This window comes from Actomonas aquatica, assembly GCF_019679435.2.
GTDB lineage: Bacteria > Verrucomicrobiota > Verrucomicrobiia > Opitutales > Opitutaceae > Actomonas > Actomonas aquatica.
Window position 1 is genome coordinate 3022592 of record NZ_CP139781.1, and the last position, 14189, is coordinate 3036780.

The 14189-nt window shown below is 65.7% G+C and carries 13 protein-coding genes; 9 read left to right on the plus strand and 4 right to left on the minus strand.

The genetic code is table 11. From position 1 onward, the window contains the following. Nucleotides 1-43 precede the first annotated feature (43 nt). Nucleotides 44-796, minus strand: a complete 753-nt coding sequence (locus K1X11_RS11775) for an IclR family transcriptional regulator (RefSeq protein WP_221031988.1) — start codon at nt 794-796, stop codon at nt 44-46. A 65-nt stretch (nt 797-861) separates the two neighbouring features. Here K1X11_RS11775 and K1X11_RS11780 point away from each other — a divergent pair, with 65 nt between their 5' ends. The 6 genes from K1X11_RS11780 to K1X11_RS11805 are packed head-to-tail and all read left to right on the plus strand — an operon-like array spanning nt 862 to nt 7265. After that, nucleotides 862-1824: an amidohydrolase family protein gene (locus K1X11_RS11780; protein WP_221031987.1), complete on the plus strand. Its 963-nt coding sequence runs from the start codon at nt 862-864 to the stop codon at nt 1822-1824. After that, entirely contained in the window at nt 1799-2557 is a 759-nt protein-coding gene (locus tag K1X11_RS11785) for an SDR family NAD(P)-dependent oxidoreductase (protein ID WP_221031986.1), read from the plus strand. Before K1X11_RS11780 ends, K1X11_RS11785 begins: the two co-directional genes overlap by 26 nt. A gap of 3 nt (nt 2558-2560) precedes the next feature. After that, entirely contained in the window at nt 2561-3655 is a 1095-nt protein-coding gene (locus K1X11_RS11790; RefSeq protein ID WP_221031985.1) for an alanine racemase, read from the plus strand. Nucleotides 3656-3710: 55 nt separating this feature from the next. After that, complete coding sequence (locus K1X11_RS11795; RefSeq protein ID WP_221031984.1) at nt 3711-4526, plus strand: fumarylacetoacetate hydrolase family protein; 816 nt, start codon at nt 3711-3713, stop codon at nt 4524-4526. 19 nt (nt 4527-4545) lie between these two features. Beyond that, nucleotides 4546-5955 carry an FAD-binding oxidoreductase gene (locus tag K1X11_RS11800; protein ID WP_221031983.1) on the plus strand — a complete coding sequence of 470 codons (1410 nt, stop codon included), beginning with the start codon at nt 4546-4548 and terminating at the stop codon, nt 5953-5955. Beyond that, nucleotides 5952-7265, plus strand: a complete 1314-nt coding sequence (locus K1X11_RS11805) for a (Fe-S)-binding protein (RefSeq protein ID WP_221031982.1) — start codon at nt 5952-5954, stop codon at nt 7263-7265. Before K1X11_RS11800 ends, K1X11_RS11805 begins: the two co-directional genes overlap by 4 nt. Before the next feature lie 39 nt (nt 7266-7304). On the opposite strand, the gene K1X11_RS11810 is transcribed toward K1X11_RS11805, so the two are convergent. Further along, nucleotides 7305-8765 carry a sodium:solute symporter family transporter gene (locus K1X11_RS11810; protein WP_221031981.1) on the minus strand — a complete coding sequence of 487 codons (1461 nt, stop codon included), beginning with the start codon at nt 8763-8765 and terminating at the stop codon, nt 7305-7307. 140 nt (nt 8766-8905) lie between these two features. On the opposite strand from K1X11_RS11810, the gene K1X11_RS11815 reads away from it, so the two are divergent. From K1X11_RS11815 to K1X11_RS11825, 3 genes are read left to right on the plus strand one after another with little or no spacing between them, the layout of a single operon-like run. After that, nucleotides 8906-9910: a Gfo/Idh/MocA family protein gene (locus K1X11_RS11815; protein WP_221031980.1), complete on the plus strand. Its 1005-nt coding sequence runs from the start codon at nt 8906-8908 to the stop codon at nt 9908-9910. Next, complete coding sequence (locus K1X11_RS11820; RefSeq protein ID WP_221031979.1) at nt 9907-10785, plus strand: aldo/keto reductase; 879 nt, start codon at nt 9907-9909, stop codon at nt 10783-10785. Before K1X11_RS11815 ends, K1X11_RS11820 begins: the two co-directional genes overlap by 4 nt. 22 nt (nt 10786-10807) lie before the next feature. Beyond that, on the plus strand, nt 10808-11947 hold the full coding sequence (locus K1X11_RS11825; RefSeq protein WP_221031978.1) for a Gfo/Idh/MocA family protein: 1140 nt from the start codon (nt 10808-10810) through the stop codon (nt 11945-11947). On the opposite strand, the gene K1X11_RS11830 is transcribed toward K1X11_RS11825, so the two are convergent. Beyond that, entirely contained in the window at nt 11942-12997 is a 1056-nt protein-coding gene (locus K1X11_RS11830) for a Gfo/Idh/MocA family protein (RefSeq protein WP_221031977.1), read from the minus strand. The two genes, K1X11_RS11825 and K1X11_RS11830, sit on opposite strands and share 6 nt — an antisense overlap. Further along, nucleotides 12994-14106: an Ldh family oxidoreductase gene (locus K1X11_RS11835; protein WP_221031976.1), complete on the minus strand. Its 1113-nt coding sequence runs from the start codon at nt 14104-14106 to the stop codon at nt 12994-12996. The genes K1X11_RS11830 and K1X11_RS11835 overlap by 4 nt, the downstream gene beginning before the upstream one ends. Nucleotides 14107-14189: the final 83 nt, after the last annotated feature.

Below are 14189 nucleotides of genomic sequence, written 5' to 3' on the forward strand. Positions count from 1 at the left end.
AATTCTGGGAGTTGCGATTGATGGAAACGAAGGCGGGCTGCGCTCAGGCGCGGGCGCCACCTTCCGCGAGATCAGCAGCGGTCGCCGTTTGGCAAAGGGCACTGCTCAAAGCTTGTCGGCGCTTGGCCGGAAAACGGGTTACCGGCACCGCCACACTGATACCGGCCAGAGGTTCAGCATGGGCTGCCAACGAGATCGCCATACACGCCACGCCCTCCACGGTTTCCTCTTCTTCGAGCGCATAACCGCGCTCACGGGTCGCCTCCAATTCCGCCTCCAGCCGTTTACGGGCCGCTGACCGCCCGCGCGCTGGCATATCAGCACACACCTTGGCCACCAATCGCGCCTGCCGCTCTTCTGGCAGGTGCGCCACGATCGCCCGCCCCAACGCCGTGGTGTAAAACAGATCGCGCGCGCCGGGCTTCACAATCCAACGCAAAGCCTGATCGGTCTCCACCACATGGGCGTAACGCACATAAACCCCTTCGAGCAGCCCCAGATTGACCGTCTCATCAAAGGCATCGCGCAGACGCTCCATCGCCGGGTTGACCTTGGTGCGCAACGCCGCATCCCGCCCATGCTCCCGCAACGACGACAAACGCTCCGACAGGATAAAACTCCCCCGCGCAATCCCCGGCTCCAGATAACCGAGCTCGCGCAGACTATGCAGAATACGATGCACCGTCGGCTTCGGCAACCGGCTCTCTTCCGCCAGCTCCGCCAAGCTCAAAGGCCGCCCGCTGCGGGCCATGACCTCTAGAATGGAAAATGCTCTGTCCAGGACGGCGATACTCATCGTTTTTCGCTTTACACCCCGTTTCACAATGTGGAACTAAAGTTCCGTCAAACAAAATATCTGACATGGTTATCGACTGCCACAATCATCTCGGGGTTGACCTTCTGTTCTACCTCAACGCCCACCAGCCCTATGCTCAGGACCTCCCCACTCTGGTGGAAATCGGGCGCTCCCACGGGGTCGATCGTTGGCTGGTCTTTCCGATGGTGAGCAACCTCACCTTTGACCTCCAACGCATGCGCCAGGGCGAGCTGGCTCCGGGCGGCTTCGAAGCCATCCCTTACGCGTTTGAAAACGCCCGCATGATGACCGAGCTCTACGACCGTTACCCCGATCTGGGGCGCGACACGATTCCCTTCGCCATCATCGATCCCTTGCGTGAACCCGCCGCCCAGATCGAGCACCTCCGCCGCCTCCACGCCCAACATCCGTTCCGCGGGCTCAAGCTACAGGCCACCATCATCAAATCCGATGTGCGGGCTTTGCTCACCACTGGACGCAGCTTCCTGGAATTTGCGGCCGAGTTCAACCTACCCTTCATCATCCACTCCAGCATCGCGCCCGAAGATACGTGGTCCCAGGCCTCCAGCATTCTGGAGGTGGCTGCCGCCACGCCGGAAGTCCGTTTCTGCCTCGCCCACTCCTGCCGCTTCGACCGTCCTTCCCTCGATCGGGTGGCCGAGCTGCCCAACACGTGGTTCGACTGCTCCGCCCACCGCATCCATTGCCAAGCCGTCGAGCAGGGTCTGCCGATCATCGCCCGCCCTGAAAATCGCCTCGCGGCCGACTACCGCGACCCGGCCGCCGTGCTCCAATGCCTCGCCGAAACCTACCCGACGAAGTTGATCTGGGGCACGGACTCGCCGTTCCAGTCCTACATCGATGACGAGATCGCCCTGCGCTCGACCTACGCGGAGGAGGTCGCCTGCCTCAACGCCCTTTCGCCCACCCTGCACCGTGCCGCCACCTGCGACAACCTGCTCGCCCTGCTCCAACTCCCCGATGAAACGCTTCTCTCTGGCAACTGATTCCGCCCTCGTCACCGGCTCCTCCCAAGGCATCGGCAGTGCCATCGCCCACGGGTTGGAGTGCGCCGGCGCGCACACCGTCGTCCGCCACGGCCACATGCCGCGTCCCGCCGATTTGGCCGAAGCACTCCCCTACCTGCAGGCCGACCTCTTCGACGCCGCCGCCCCCGCCCAACTCGTAGCTGAAGCCTTCACCGCCGCGCCCGACCTGAACCTCCTTGTGTGCAACGCTGGCAGCTTCTTCGACCTGCCGTTCCTCGACAACGATCTCAACGCCTGGGAGCGCACCCAAAACCTCAACGTGCGCGCTGTTTACTTTACGGTGCAGGCCTTCGCCCGCGGTTTGATCGAACGAAAACGCCCCGGTGCCGTGGTGATCGTATCATCCACCAACGGCTTTCAATCCGAGGAGGATTCCACCGCCTACGACACCGCCAAGGGCGCCCTCGTCATGATGACGCGCACCCTCGCTCAGGCGCTCGCCCCCCAAGGCATACGCGTCAATGGACTCGCCCCCGGCCTCATCCGCACCCCTCTCACCTCCTCTTGGCTCGACGGCGACGACGGTGTCCGCGCCCACTACGAAAAGAAGGTTCTGCTCGGCCGGATCGGCGAACCCGAGGACTGCGCCGGCGTCGCCGCCTTCCTGCTGTCACCAGCCGCCAACTACATCACCGGCCAAACCCTCATCGTCGATGGCGGCCTGACCGTCGGTCAAATCGGCCGTCCCTGATTTATGATGCTCAATCTCGACGACCTTCGCACGCCCAGCCTGCTGGTCCACCGCGATCGCCTCGAAGCCAACCTTCGCAGCATGCAGTCCGCCTGCGATGCCGCCGGCTTCGCCCTGCGCCCCCATATCAAGACGCACAAACTCGTGCCCATCGCCCGCCGTCAGCTTGAGCTGGGCGCCGCCGGACTCACCTGCGCGAAGTTGAGCGAAGCCGAAGCCATGTTGCCCAGCGGAGTGCGCGAGATGTTTGTCGCCCACTCCCTGGTCGACCCGCGTCAGGCACCACGCATCGATGCCCTCGCCGGCCAACTCGATGAGCTGCGCCTCGCCGTCACCAGCGAGGCCCACGCCACCGCACTGATCGAGCTGGTCGCGCGCACCGGCCGCCGCCTCCCCGTCATGCTGGCCATCGACACGGGCCTGGACCGCGAGGGCGTCCGCTCCATCGAATCCGCGCAACGCACCGCCGCCTTGCTCGCCAAATCCGACGCCGTCGACCTCGCCGGATTCTACACCCACGAGGGTTTCTTTTACACGACCGACCCCGCCGACCAGACGGCTGCAATCGACCGCATGTTGGAACAACTCCACGCCGTTCGCGATGCGGTCGACCCCAGCCTGCCGTTGTGGCCGGGCTGCAGCGTGACCGCCCGCGCCCTCGCCCAACGCTCCGACACCGGCATTCAAGCCGTTCGCCCCGGCGCTTACGTTTTTGGCGACCTCTCGCTCTCCACCTCCACCCACGTGATGCCCTTCGCCGATGTGGCGCTCGAGGTGCTGGCCACCGTGGTCGATCGACCGGCGCCGGACCTGGCGCTCATCGACGCCGGTTCCAAAACCTTTTCCTCCGACCGCACCGCCGCGGGCATCAGTGCCATCGACGCGGCCGGGCGCGACCTTGCCGTCGTGCGCACCAACGAAGAACACGGCTACGTGCGCGGTGCCGATGTGGACCAACTTCAAATCGGCGAACGCCTGCGCCTGGTGCCCGCCCACGTTTGCACCGTCGTGAACCTCGCCAATGAGGTCTGCGTGCTCGAGGCCGACTCCAGCATCCACGCGGTGTGGTCCATTGAGGCACGCGGCTGCACCCAATAACATCGCATTCGTCCGCCCCCCGCTCTCCCCTCCCAACCTTTTTGCACCCAGTTCCATGAAAATCATCCGCTACCGAGACTCCCAAAACACCATCCAATACGGCTGCCATCAGGATGATGGTTCCGTCTTCCGCGCTGAGGGCGATCCCTACACCGGAATCACCGTCACCACCGAGACGGCCGACATCGCCAAACTCCTCGCCCCCATTGAGCCCACGCAGATCCTCTGCATCGGCCTCAACTACAAGCACCACGCCGCCGAGTCCGGCATGGCCGCCCCGGAGCGTCCCGTTCTCTTCGTCAAGGGCATCAACACCCTGCAACACCCCGGCGATCCGATCGAGATTCCGACTCACCTCGCCAGCCACGAAGTCGACTACGAATGCGAACTCGCCGTCGTCATCGGCAAACCCTGCAAGAACGTCAGCCGCGAGGAGGCCTTGTCCTATGTAGCTGGATACACCTGCGCCAACGACGTCTCCGCCCGCGATCATCAGATCAAACTCGGCGGCGGCCAGTGGTGCCGCGGCAAGTTCTTCGACACCTTCGCCCCCCTCGGCCCGTGGCTCGTCACCACCGACGAGATCACCAATCCGAACAACCTGAAGATCGCCACCATCCTCAACGGCGAGCGCGTCCAGGATTGGAACACCAACGACATGATCTTCGATGTCGCCACCATCATCTCCTATCTCAGCGGCAGCACCACGCTCGTGCCCGGCACGGTCATCATGACCGGCACGCCCCACGGCGTCGGCATGGCCGCCAAGCCCTCCCCGCGCTGGCTCCGCCCGGGCGACAAGGTGGCCATCGAGATCGAGGGCATCGGCACTCTGCACAACCCGGTTGCCTACGAATCGGTCAAGGCCTGAGCCCTGTCGCGTCTAACCCATGTCCTCCGGCGCGCCTCCTGCTTCGCCTCTTGATGCCGAGTTGCTGGCCGAGCTCCGCCAACTCGTCCCCTCCGATGCGCTGCTCACCGCGCCCGAGGACCTGATTCCCTACGCCTTCGACGGCACCGCCGCCCACCGCGCACGGCCGGCCGCCGTCGTCATCCCCACCGATCGCGATCAACTCATCGCGGTCGTCCGCGCCGCCTTGCGCCGTGAGGTGCCCATCGTCACCCGCGGCAACGGCACCGGCCTCAGCGCCGGCAGCCTGCCCTCCACCGGCTCGCTCGTGGTCTGCCTCAACCGTCTCGACCGCATCCTCGAGCTCGATCCGGCCAACCTCACCATGATGGTGGAACCCGGCGTGGTCACCCAGACCATCAGCTCCGCCGCCGAGGCCGCCGACCTGTTTTATCCGCCCGATCCGGGCTCCATGAAAATCAGCACCATCGGCGGCAACGTGGCGGAGAACTCCGGCGGACTGCGCGGACTCAAATACGGCGTCACCCGCGACTACGTCATGGGCCTCGAAGTCATTCTCGCCGATGGCTCCGTCTGCTGGCTGGGCGGCAAATGCGTGAAAGACGTCGCCGGTTTCTCCCTCCGCGACCTCTTCATCGGCAGCGAGGGCACCCTCGGGGTCATCACCAAGATCCTGCTCAAGCTCGTGCCCAAACCCGCCGCTCGCCGCACACTGCTCGCCACCTTCGCCAGCATGGAAGACGCGGCGTCCGCGGTCTCCGGCATCATCGCCGCCAAGGTCGTGCCCTGCACTCTCGAGTTTCTCGACCAGAAAACCATTCGTTGCGTCGAGGATTTCGCTCACGTCGGCCTGCCTGTATCCGCCGGGGCCCTACTGCTGATCGAAGCCGACGGCAACCCGGCCGCCGTCGATGCCGAGATTGCCGTCGTCGAAGCCACCTGCCGCGCTCACCACGCGACCGACATTCGGGCCGCCGCCGATGCTGCCGAAGCGACGCGCCTCGCCACCGCCCGCCGCAGCGCGTTCTCGGCACTCGCCCGGATGCGCCCCACCACGATTCTCGAAGACGTCACTGTGCCGCGCAGCGAACTCGCCCGCATGGTGCGCTTCATCGAAACCGTTGCGACCAAACACGACCTGCAGATCGCCACCTTCGGCCACTTCGGCGACGGCAACCTGCACCCCACCTTTTTGACCGACGAACGCGACGAAGCTGAGATGGTCCGTGTGCACACCGCCATGCAGGAGATTGTGACCATGACCCTCGAACTCGGCGGCACCATCACCGGCGAACACGGCGTAGGCCTAGCCAAGCGCGAGTTCCTGCCGCAGCAACTCGGCGACGCCAGCTACCAGCTGCATCGCCAGATCAAGCGCACCCTCGATCCCGCCGGTTTGTTCAACCCGGGCAAGGTCCTGGCGCCATGAAGACCGGCCCCGGATCCTTGGCGGAGATGGACTACTCCGTCCTGCAGCAATGCATGCACTGCGGCATGTGTTTGCCGACCTGCCCGACCTACGAGGAGACCAAACGCGAACGCCATTCCCCGCGCGGCCGCATCGCACTCATGCGCGCCATCGCCGATGGTGAGATGGAAGTGTCCAAGGCTTTCGGCGAGGAGATGTATTATTGCCTCGGCTGCCTTGCCTGCACCACCGCCTGCCCCGCTGGCGTCGATTATCCGCAACTCTTCGAAGCGGCCCGTGCCGAGGTGGAGGAAGCCGGCGTGCTCGAGTCCCCCAAACGCAACGCCATTCGCGCCAGCGTGCTGCGTGGACTCTTCACCCGCCCCCGCCTCCTGCGCCTCATCGGTCGCCTGCTCTGGATCTGGCAGGCCAGCGGCGGCCAGTCGCTCTTTCGTCGACTCAAACTCAACCGCCTGCTGCCCGCCAACCTGCGCCGCCTCGAGCCCCAGGCCCCGGCCATCAACCGGCAGTTTTCGCACCAACTCATCCGCCCCGTCGAACGCCCCGCTGCCCCCACCCGCCGCCGCGTCGCGGTGCTCACCGGCTGCGTGCAGGACCTCGCCTTCAGCGACATCAACCGCGCCACCGTCGACGTGCTCCTGGCCAACGACTGCGAAGTGCACACCCCGCCGGTTCAACCCTGCTGTGGTTCGCTGCACGCGCACAACGGCGACCTCGCCACCGCGCGTGAGCTGGCTCGCCGCCAACTCGACCTGATCGATCCGGATCAGTTCGACGCCATCATTTCCAACGCCGGCGGCTGCGGCTCGCACTTGCGGCACTACGACCACCTCTTGACCGACGACGTGCGCTACGCCGCCAAGGCCATCGCCTGGTCGGCCAAACTCCGCGACATTCACGAATACCTCGTCGAGATCAGCTTCCGCGCACCCACGGCACCAGCCGATGCGCAGACGGTGACTTACCACGAGTCCTGCCACCTTTGCCACGGCCAGAAAGTCAGCGCGCAACCCCGCGCTATTCTCCAAGCCATTCCCGGTGTCGAACTGCGCGAATGCGCAGAGTCCACCTGGTGCTGCGGCAGCGCCGGCATTTACAACATCACTCAACCGGAGACCTCCGCCCGCCTGCAGGAGCGCAAGCTCGGCCACCTCGCCGCCACCGGTGCCGGCACTGTCGCCACCGCCAACCCCGGTTGCCACCTCCAGATCGCCAACGGCCTCAGCGCCGGCGGTGACACGACCACCACCGTCGAACACCCCATCGTCCTCCTCGCCCGCGCCTACGCCGCAGAGCATTCTCGGCCGTAAACCGTGTGACCGAGCCATCGCGGTCTTACCGCCGTTCCATCAGCCCGCCGCTGAACGGTTGCGCCCCCCACCGGCCAATGCCGTAAGCCCCAACGCCATGGCCACCGTGACCACCGCCGAGACGGCCGACACCCACAGGTTCGCGACGTCCGAGTAGGCGACCGCAAAGCCGGCAAGGCTGCCGATGAAGAGCGACGCAATCAGCGCCCCCGGGCGCACCGCCAGCGGCGCAACCGCACACACCATGCAGCCGAGCAGCGGTCCGAGGAAGATGCCGTAGAACGCGTTCATGATGTCGAACAAGGTGCCCATGTCCTCGATGAGACCGGCCACCATCGTTGCCAGCACGCCGATCACCGCACTCGTCAGCCGAGCATAGCGCAACAGGGTGCGCGGCTGCACCCGTTTCGAGAAGGGATAAAAATCACTCAGCAGCGAACCGGAGAGCGCGTTGATGCCACTGGTGATGCTGCTCATCGTCGCGGCCAGAATCGCCGCGATCACCACGCCCATGAATCCGACCGGCAACTGCGTCGCCACGAAGTAGGGAAACACTTTGTCGGCGTCCGCCGGCAGCCCGGCATCCGGATGCAGACTATACCAGGTGCCCACCGTGAGCCCCACCGCCGCGAGCATGGTGAGCACCATCACCATCGACAGCATGCTGGCGCCAAAGGCCCGCGAGGCCGACTTCACCCCGCCCGCCGCCAGGTAACGCTGCAGCGACATCTGATCGGCCGTGAAAGTGCTCATGTTCTGCAAGGTCGCGCCAATCGCCATGCCCCACACCGTAATCGTCACCATCGGACTCAGCGACCAGTTGAGCTGCAGCAGATCCGTTTCCTGCGTGAGGTAGTGGCCGACTTCGTCCATCGTCAGCGGAACCTTCAACATCACGTAAAGAATCGTCCCCGCCAGCACCGCGATGATCAGCAGGAACTGGATCGCATCGGTGATGATCACCCCCCGAATGCCGCCCACCACGGTGTAGGCCGTGCTCACCAACCCGATGGTCAACACCAGCGGCCAGAACCAGCGATCGTCCAATTGGCAACTCGCCATCACCACCAACACCGGCGCGTAGATCAGCGCCGACATCCAGCACAGCCGCAGCAGCACAAACAGGCCCGAGGCCACCAAGCGTGTCGGCGTGCCGAAGCGCCGCTCAATGATGTCGTAAGGGGAGCTCGACTTCGTCGCCAGATACCGGGGTAAAAACCAATAACGCAGCACCACGTAGGCGACCGGAAAACCCACCATCGACATCAGCACCGTCGCGCCGTGCGTGATCACGATGCTGGGATAAGCCACAAAGCTAAGCGCACTGAACACCGTTGCCCCCAGACTCAGGCCCACCAGCAGCGTGCCGAGCCAACCACCAAACCCACTCTGCGCCGTGAAGTAGTCGTTGATGTCGTCCTGCCGACCCCGGAAACGAATGCCCACTGCCACGATGCCGGACAAATAAACGATGACGATGATGCTGTCGGTGATACTCATAGGCAGGAGGCGCGGCCCGTCGTTGGGCTCGGTGTCACGATTCCACGACCGGCCGAAGGCGCAACCGGTCGAGAGTGGTCATAGCTTTTGCCCACCGGGGAAAGTTCGCCACCGGTGGCGGGTTGGCCAGAGTCGATTCCGTGTCATCCCGTCCCCTCAAAGTGTTGATCATCGGTTGTGGTTCCATCGGCACCCGCCACGCCCGCACCTTTCACGCCACGCAGCGCGCAGAAGTGATCGCCTGCGACAATCGTCCGGAACTTACCGCCGCCGTGGCCGAGTCCCTCGGCCTCGCCACCACCGACAACTGGGAAGCCGCGCTGACCGACGAGACGCTCACGCACGTGCTCATCGCCACCCCCGCTCCCCTCCACGTGCGCATGGCTCAAGCCAGCCTGGCCGCGGGGAAACAGGTGCTGATCGAAAAGCCGCTCGCGCTGGACCTGACCGGCATCGACGAGCTCATCGCCACCCGTGACCGCTCCGGCTGTTTCGCCGGCGTCGCCTACGTGCAACACTTCGCGCCGGCCCTGCAGGGCGCCCGCGCCTTTCTGGCCGACCGGCCTTTCGGCCCCGTCCGCCATGTCACCGTCACCGCGGGTCAGCACTTCCCAACCTTCCGTCCCGCGTATCGGGAAATTTATTACAACAACCACGCGCAGGGCGGCGGCGCCATCCAGGATGCCCTCACCCACTTGGCCAACGCGGTGGAGTGGATCATTGGACCCGCCACGCGCTTGTATTGCGACGCCGCCCACCAAGTGCTGGAAGGCGTGGAGGTGGAGGACACTGTCAACCTCGTCGCCCGCCACGGCGCCACCCAGGCGGTTTACGCCCTCAACCAGTTTCAGGCGCCCAACGAGATCACCTGCGACTTCCATGCGGCCGGCGGTTCCGTGCGGGTGGAACTCCACCGGCAGCGCTGGGGCGTGCTGCCGCTGGGCGCCGACGCCTGGGTCTGGCACGACGCTCCGATGGTCGACCGCGACCAGCAGTTTATCGCCCAGGCCCACGCCTTTCTCGATGCCGCTCCGGGGGACACTCAGCCGCTCTGCACCCTCGAGGAGGGCGCGCAAAGCATCCGGTTCAATCTTGCCGCCCTGCAATCCGCGCGCGAGGGGCGCGCTGTCGACCTGTCATCGTGAGCCTCACCTTCAGCCCGATCTGCCTCGGCACCTCCACCTTCGGCCGCGAGATCGATCAAACCGCGGCGTTTGCCCTGATGGATCACGCCGCCGCTCGCGGTATCACGGTTTTTGATACCGCCGCACTTTACGCCGACGGTGAATCGGAGCGGATCGTGGGCGCCTGGCTCGCTTCGCGTCAGACTGCCCCCGGCGCACCCGCCATCGCCACCAAGATCTACCCACCCTACACGCCCGATGCGATCCGCTCCGCGGTCACCGCAAGCCTGGAGCGCCTGGGCCGCCCGTCGGTCGACCTGCTCTACCTCCACAAATGGGACCCGTCCGTCGAGGACACGTCCGGGTTGACCGCCCTCCACGAACTGGTGGTTGCAGGCACCGTCGGCGCGCTTGGTGCCAGCAACTTCGATGCGGCTCAACTTCAGGCCGCTTTGGCGCTGCAACACGCCCACCAGCTCACACCTTTTTCTGTCCTGCAGAACAACCACAACTTTGCCGTGCGTCACGTTGATCGGCCGTTGATCGACCTCTGCGCGCAGCACGGCATCGCGCTCGTCACCTACAGCCCCTTGGGCGCGGGTTTCCTCACCGGCAAACACCGCCAAGGGGTCGCCGCCGGATCGCGTTTCGCCGTCTCTCCCGCGCACCAGGACATCTATTTCAACGACCGCGCGCTCGCCCGTCTCGACCAACTCGACGCCGTCGCCCAACGCCACGACGTCCCGCTCGTCCGCCTCGCCCTGGCGTGGGCACTGCACCGTCCGGGCATCACCTCCGTGTTGGTCGGCGGCCGGCATACCGGTCACCTCGACCAAGCCTTTGCCGCCCTCGCCTTCGACGATCCCGCCGTATGGCGCGAGTTGGACTCCGTCTGATCTCCGTCCCCACTCCGTTTCGATGCACGTTGCCCTGCTCGGCCTCACTCACCCCCACGCCAGCCCGCTGCTGCGCACCCTTGAGCTGCTGCCCGAGGTGAGCCGGATATCCCTGTGGGATGCCGCCAACGATCCCGCTTCGCTCGCCGCCCTGCCGCCCAGCGCCAAGGCCACGCCGGCCACCACCAACCTCGATGCCGTGCTCGCTCAACCGGACCTGCGCGCCGTCGTGTTGTGCGAGCGCCACGACAAACTCGCCGCGCTGGCGCTGCAGGTGATCGCTGCCGGCAAACACCTGCTGGTGGAGAAGCCGGTCGGGCTGACCGCGGCGGAAGTCGATCAGGTTGCCCAAGCCGCCGAGCGTCAGGGCGTCGCAGCCTCCGTCCTCTATGTGCGCCGCCACCATCCCTGTGTGCTCGCCGCCCGCGATCGAGTGCGCTCCGGGGTGCTTGGCGCACCGCTCTGCATCGAGTCGCGTTTTCTGACGACCCAGGTTCAGTTTCGCCGCCCGGAATCCTGGTTGTTTAAACGCGCCCAATCCGGCGGTGGCATCCTGCTGTGGTTGGGCTGCCACTGCCTCGACTTGATGCAGTATGTCGCGGGCGAGGACATCGTTGAACTCAGCGCCATGCTGACCACCCGCTCCGGGGCCGACATCGACGTCGAGGATCTCGCTGCACTCACCCTGCGCTTTCGCTCCGGCGCGATCGGCACCTTTCATGCCGGTTACACCCTCGCCTACAGCGGCGCCGGCTACGTCAACATGGCAGGCTACGATTCCTACTTTGGCTACAATGCCCGTCAGGGTCGCATCGTCTGGCCCGATCTCGAACCGCGCCTCTACATCGAACAACCACGCCCGGCCGGCGAAAACCCGGGGCAGGAGGAAACGTTCCCCCTGCCCGCCTCAGCTGCCTACGGCGGCGCCGGCGGCGAACAGTTTTTCCGCCAGTTTTTTGCCGCCATGGAGGGTCAGGCCACCCCACCCGCTCCACTCTCCGCGGCGGTGCAGACCGCGCGTCTGGTTGAGGCGGCCCTCACCTCCTCTCAGGAAAGCCGCTTCGTGAAAATCGGTTCCACCGCCTCCGTGCCCCATATGCCGCCCTTCGCCGGGGAAGGTTACGCCCTGCGTGAGGTGCGTCGCCACCTGCGCCCGTCATGACTTCGACGCACCGAGCTCGATCCAACGACGCTCGGCCGACGAGCTCAGGATAGCGTCACACACCCTCACGCCCGCCTGCCCATCGAGCCATCGCCCGATGTCCGAGGGACGCCCTTCGATTGCGGCAATCATCGCCGCATTCTGATCCGCATAGGCCTGCATACGCACGTCGCCAAACGCGGTCTCGGCGCCCTCGTATCCAATCGCTGGTTGCGTGGAAATCGTGCGCTGCCCGTCCTCGTCCGCCACCTGCACCTCGCCCATCGGGTCGAGATCCATCATGCCCTTGGATCCCATCAGCCGGAAGCGAAAGTCCTCCCCCGGAAACGCCGGCGCCGGCAGGGCTCGACTGGAATACAACGAGGCGATGGCGCCACCCGAAAACGCAAAGGTCGCCAGCGTGGAATCCTCCACCGTGAGCTCCGGCAAATAGCTGCGGCAAAACGCCGAGACGGTTTCCACCTCCTCCCCGGTGAACCAGCGCAACAAGTCCACCGCATGCGGCGCGCTGTTGAAGATGTGGCCGCGACTCGCCGGATCATTCCACCAGCTCCAGTCCCCGCCAAACCCTCCCGCCTGCAGGTTGCGCGCAAAGGTCGGCATCGACACCTGCGCCATCTGCAACGCTCCCAGACGCCCTTCGCGCAACCATGCCCGCGCCGCACGATTGTTGCGTCGAAAACGCTGATGATAGCCGACCGCCAGCACCCGCTCGCATTCGGCGGCCACCCGCGCCAGGCGAACACTGTCCCCCACCGTCGTCGCCAGCGGTTTTTCCACCAACACATGCTTCCCGGCGCGCATCGCCGCTTCGGCCTCCTCGAGGTGCAGATGATGCGGCGTGGTGATGATCACGACCTCGATGTCGGCCCGATTCACCAGCGCCGTCAGGTCAGGCTCGCACGCCACGCCACAGCGTTGAGCCAAACCTTCCGCCCGCCGCCCCAACGCGACCGCCCGCAACTCGGCCCCCGCGGTGCGTTGCACGGCCTCGGCATGGGTGCGGCCCATGAAGCCCGATCCCAGCACCCCAAAACGCCACGTCTTCAACGCGCCACCTCCAGGTCCGGCGGGATCACGCCCAACGTCTTCGCTTCGTCGCTCAATCGATTCCATAATTGCCGCGGCACGCGGAAGCCCTGCGCCGCTCGCTCGCGCGCGCAGCGCTGCTCCGGCTCTCCGGCCACCAACACCTCCTCGACGCCCAACGCCGGCGCACAGGCCTTGACCAAGCTCACCAGCCGGTCGAGCTGTTGCTCGAAGTCTCCCGGCGGCAGGAACCGCCGCGGGTCCAGCGCGATAAAGGTATGACTGATGCCCAACGGATCTCCGCCGGTGCGGTAGACGGGCAGATCGGTCGCCATGTTGCCGCCACTCAGACCCGCGGTGAGCAGCTCCACCATCATGGCGAGGCCGGTGCCCTTGTATCCACCAAGTGGAGTCGGCGCCCCGCGTTGAGCTTCGGCCGCGTCGGTGGTGGGATGGCCTTCTCGGTCCAGAAATCCCCACGACGGCGGAATGGTCGTTTCGCCGCGATGCAGCGCGTCCGAAACCTTGCCGAGCGCCACCGTGGTCGTCGCCATGTCGAGCACCCAACGCACCTCGCCACCACTCCCCGGCACGGCCACACACCAGGGATTGGTGCCCAGCGTCGGCGTGCGTCCCGCCCACGGCGCAACCGCCGGACAGGCATTGCTCATTACGATACCGATGAATCCCGCACGGGCCAGCTTCTCGCCCCACCACGCGCCCGTGCCGAAGTGGTTGGAGTTGCCCGCCACCACCACCGCCACGCCATGTTCTGCGGCCAACTCGCCCGCCAGTTCCGTGCAGCGATGCGCGACGACCTGACCGAGCCCGTTGCCGCCATCAAAACGCAAACATCCTCCGTTCACCCCAAGCACCCGCCCGCCGGCCCGCGGATCCATGCCGCCCGCCCGCAGTTGCTGCAGATACACCAACAGCATCTGCAGTCCGTGCGAATCGACACCGCGCAGGTTGGCCGCCAGCAGGGACTCCATCACGATCTCGCCAAACGCCGTCGGCACGTCCCGCGCCTCCAGCAGCGCCACCCCAAACCGCCGCACCACCATCGGGTCGCGACAAAGCAAGGGGAGCAGTTCGGGCGAGGTGGGCATCATGTCTCCGGCGGCGGTCACGCGGAAGCTCCTCCACGTTCGTCGGTCGGCTCCGCCGCACTCAACCGCCGGCAACTGGTCACAACCCCTGACCGGTGCGTCGG

What these genes read in the sequence shown, in the direction of transcription:
- K1X11_RS11775 (WP_221031988.1), bottom strand. Translation starts at nt 796, where the DNA reads ATGAGTATCGCCGTCCTGGACAGAGCATTTTCCATTCTAGAGGTCATG.
- K1X11_RS11780 (WP_221031987.1), top strand. Translation starts at nt 862, where the DNA reads ATGGTTATCGACTGCCACAATCATCTCGGGGTTGACCTTCTGTTCTAC.
- K1X11_RS11785 (WP_221031986.1), top strand. Translation starts at nt 1,799, where the DNA reads ATGAAACGCTTCTCTCTGGCAACTGATTCCGCCCTCGTCACCGGCTCC.
- K1X11_RS11790 (WP_221031985.1), top strand. Translation starts at nt 2,561, where the DNA reads ATGATGCTCAATCTCGACGACCTTCGCACGCCCAGCCTGCTGGTCCAC.
- K1X11_RS11795 (WP_221031984.1), top strand. Translation starts at nt 3,711, where the DNA reads ATGAAAATCATCCGCTACCGAGACTCCCAAAACACCATCCAATACGGC.
- K1X11_RS11800 (WP_221031983.1), top strand. Translation starts at nt 4,546, where the DNA reads ATGTCCTCCGGCGCGCCTCCTGCTTCGCCTCTTGATGCCGAGTTGCTG.
- K1X11_RS11805 (WP_221031982.1), top strand. Translation starts at nt 5,952, where the DNA reads ATGAAGACCGGCCCCGGATCCTTGGCGGAGATGGACTACTCCGTCCTG.
- K1X11_RS11810 (WP_221031981.1), bottom strand. Translation starts at nt 8,765, where the DNA reads ATGAGTATCACCGACAGCATCATCGTCATCGTTTATTTGTCCGGCATC.
- K1X11_RS11825 (WP_221031978.1), top strand. Translation starts at nt 10,808, where the DNA reads ATGCACGTTGCCCTGCTCGGCCTCACTCACCCCCACGCCAGCCCGCTG.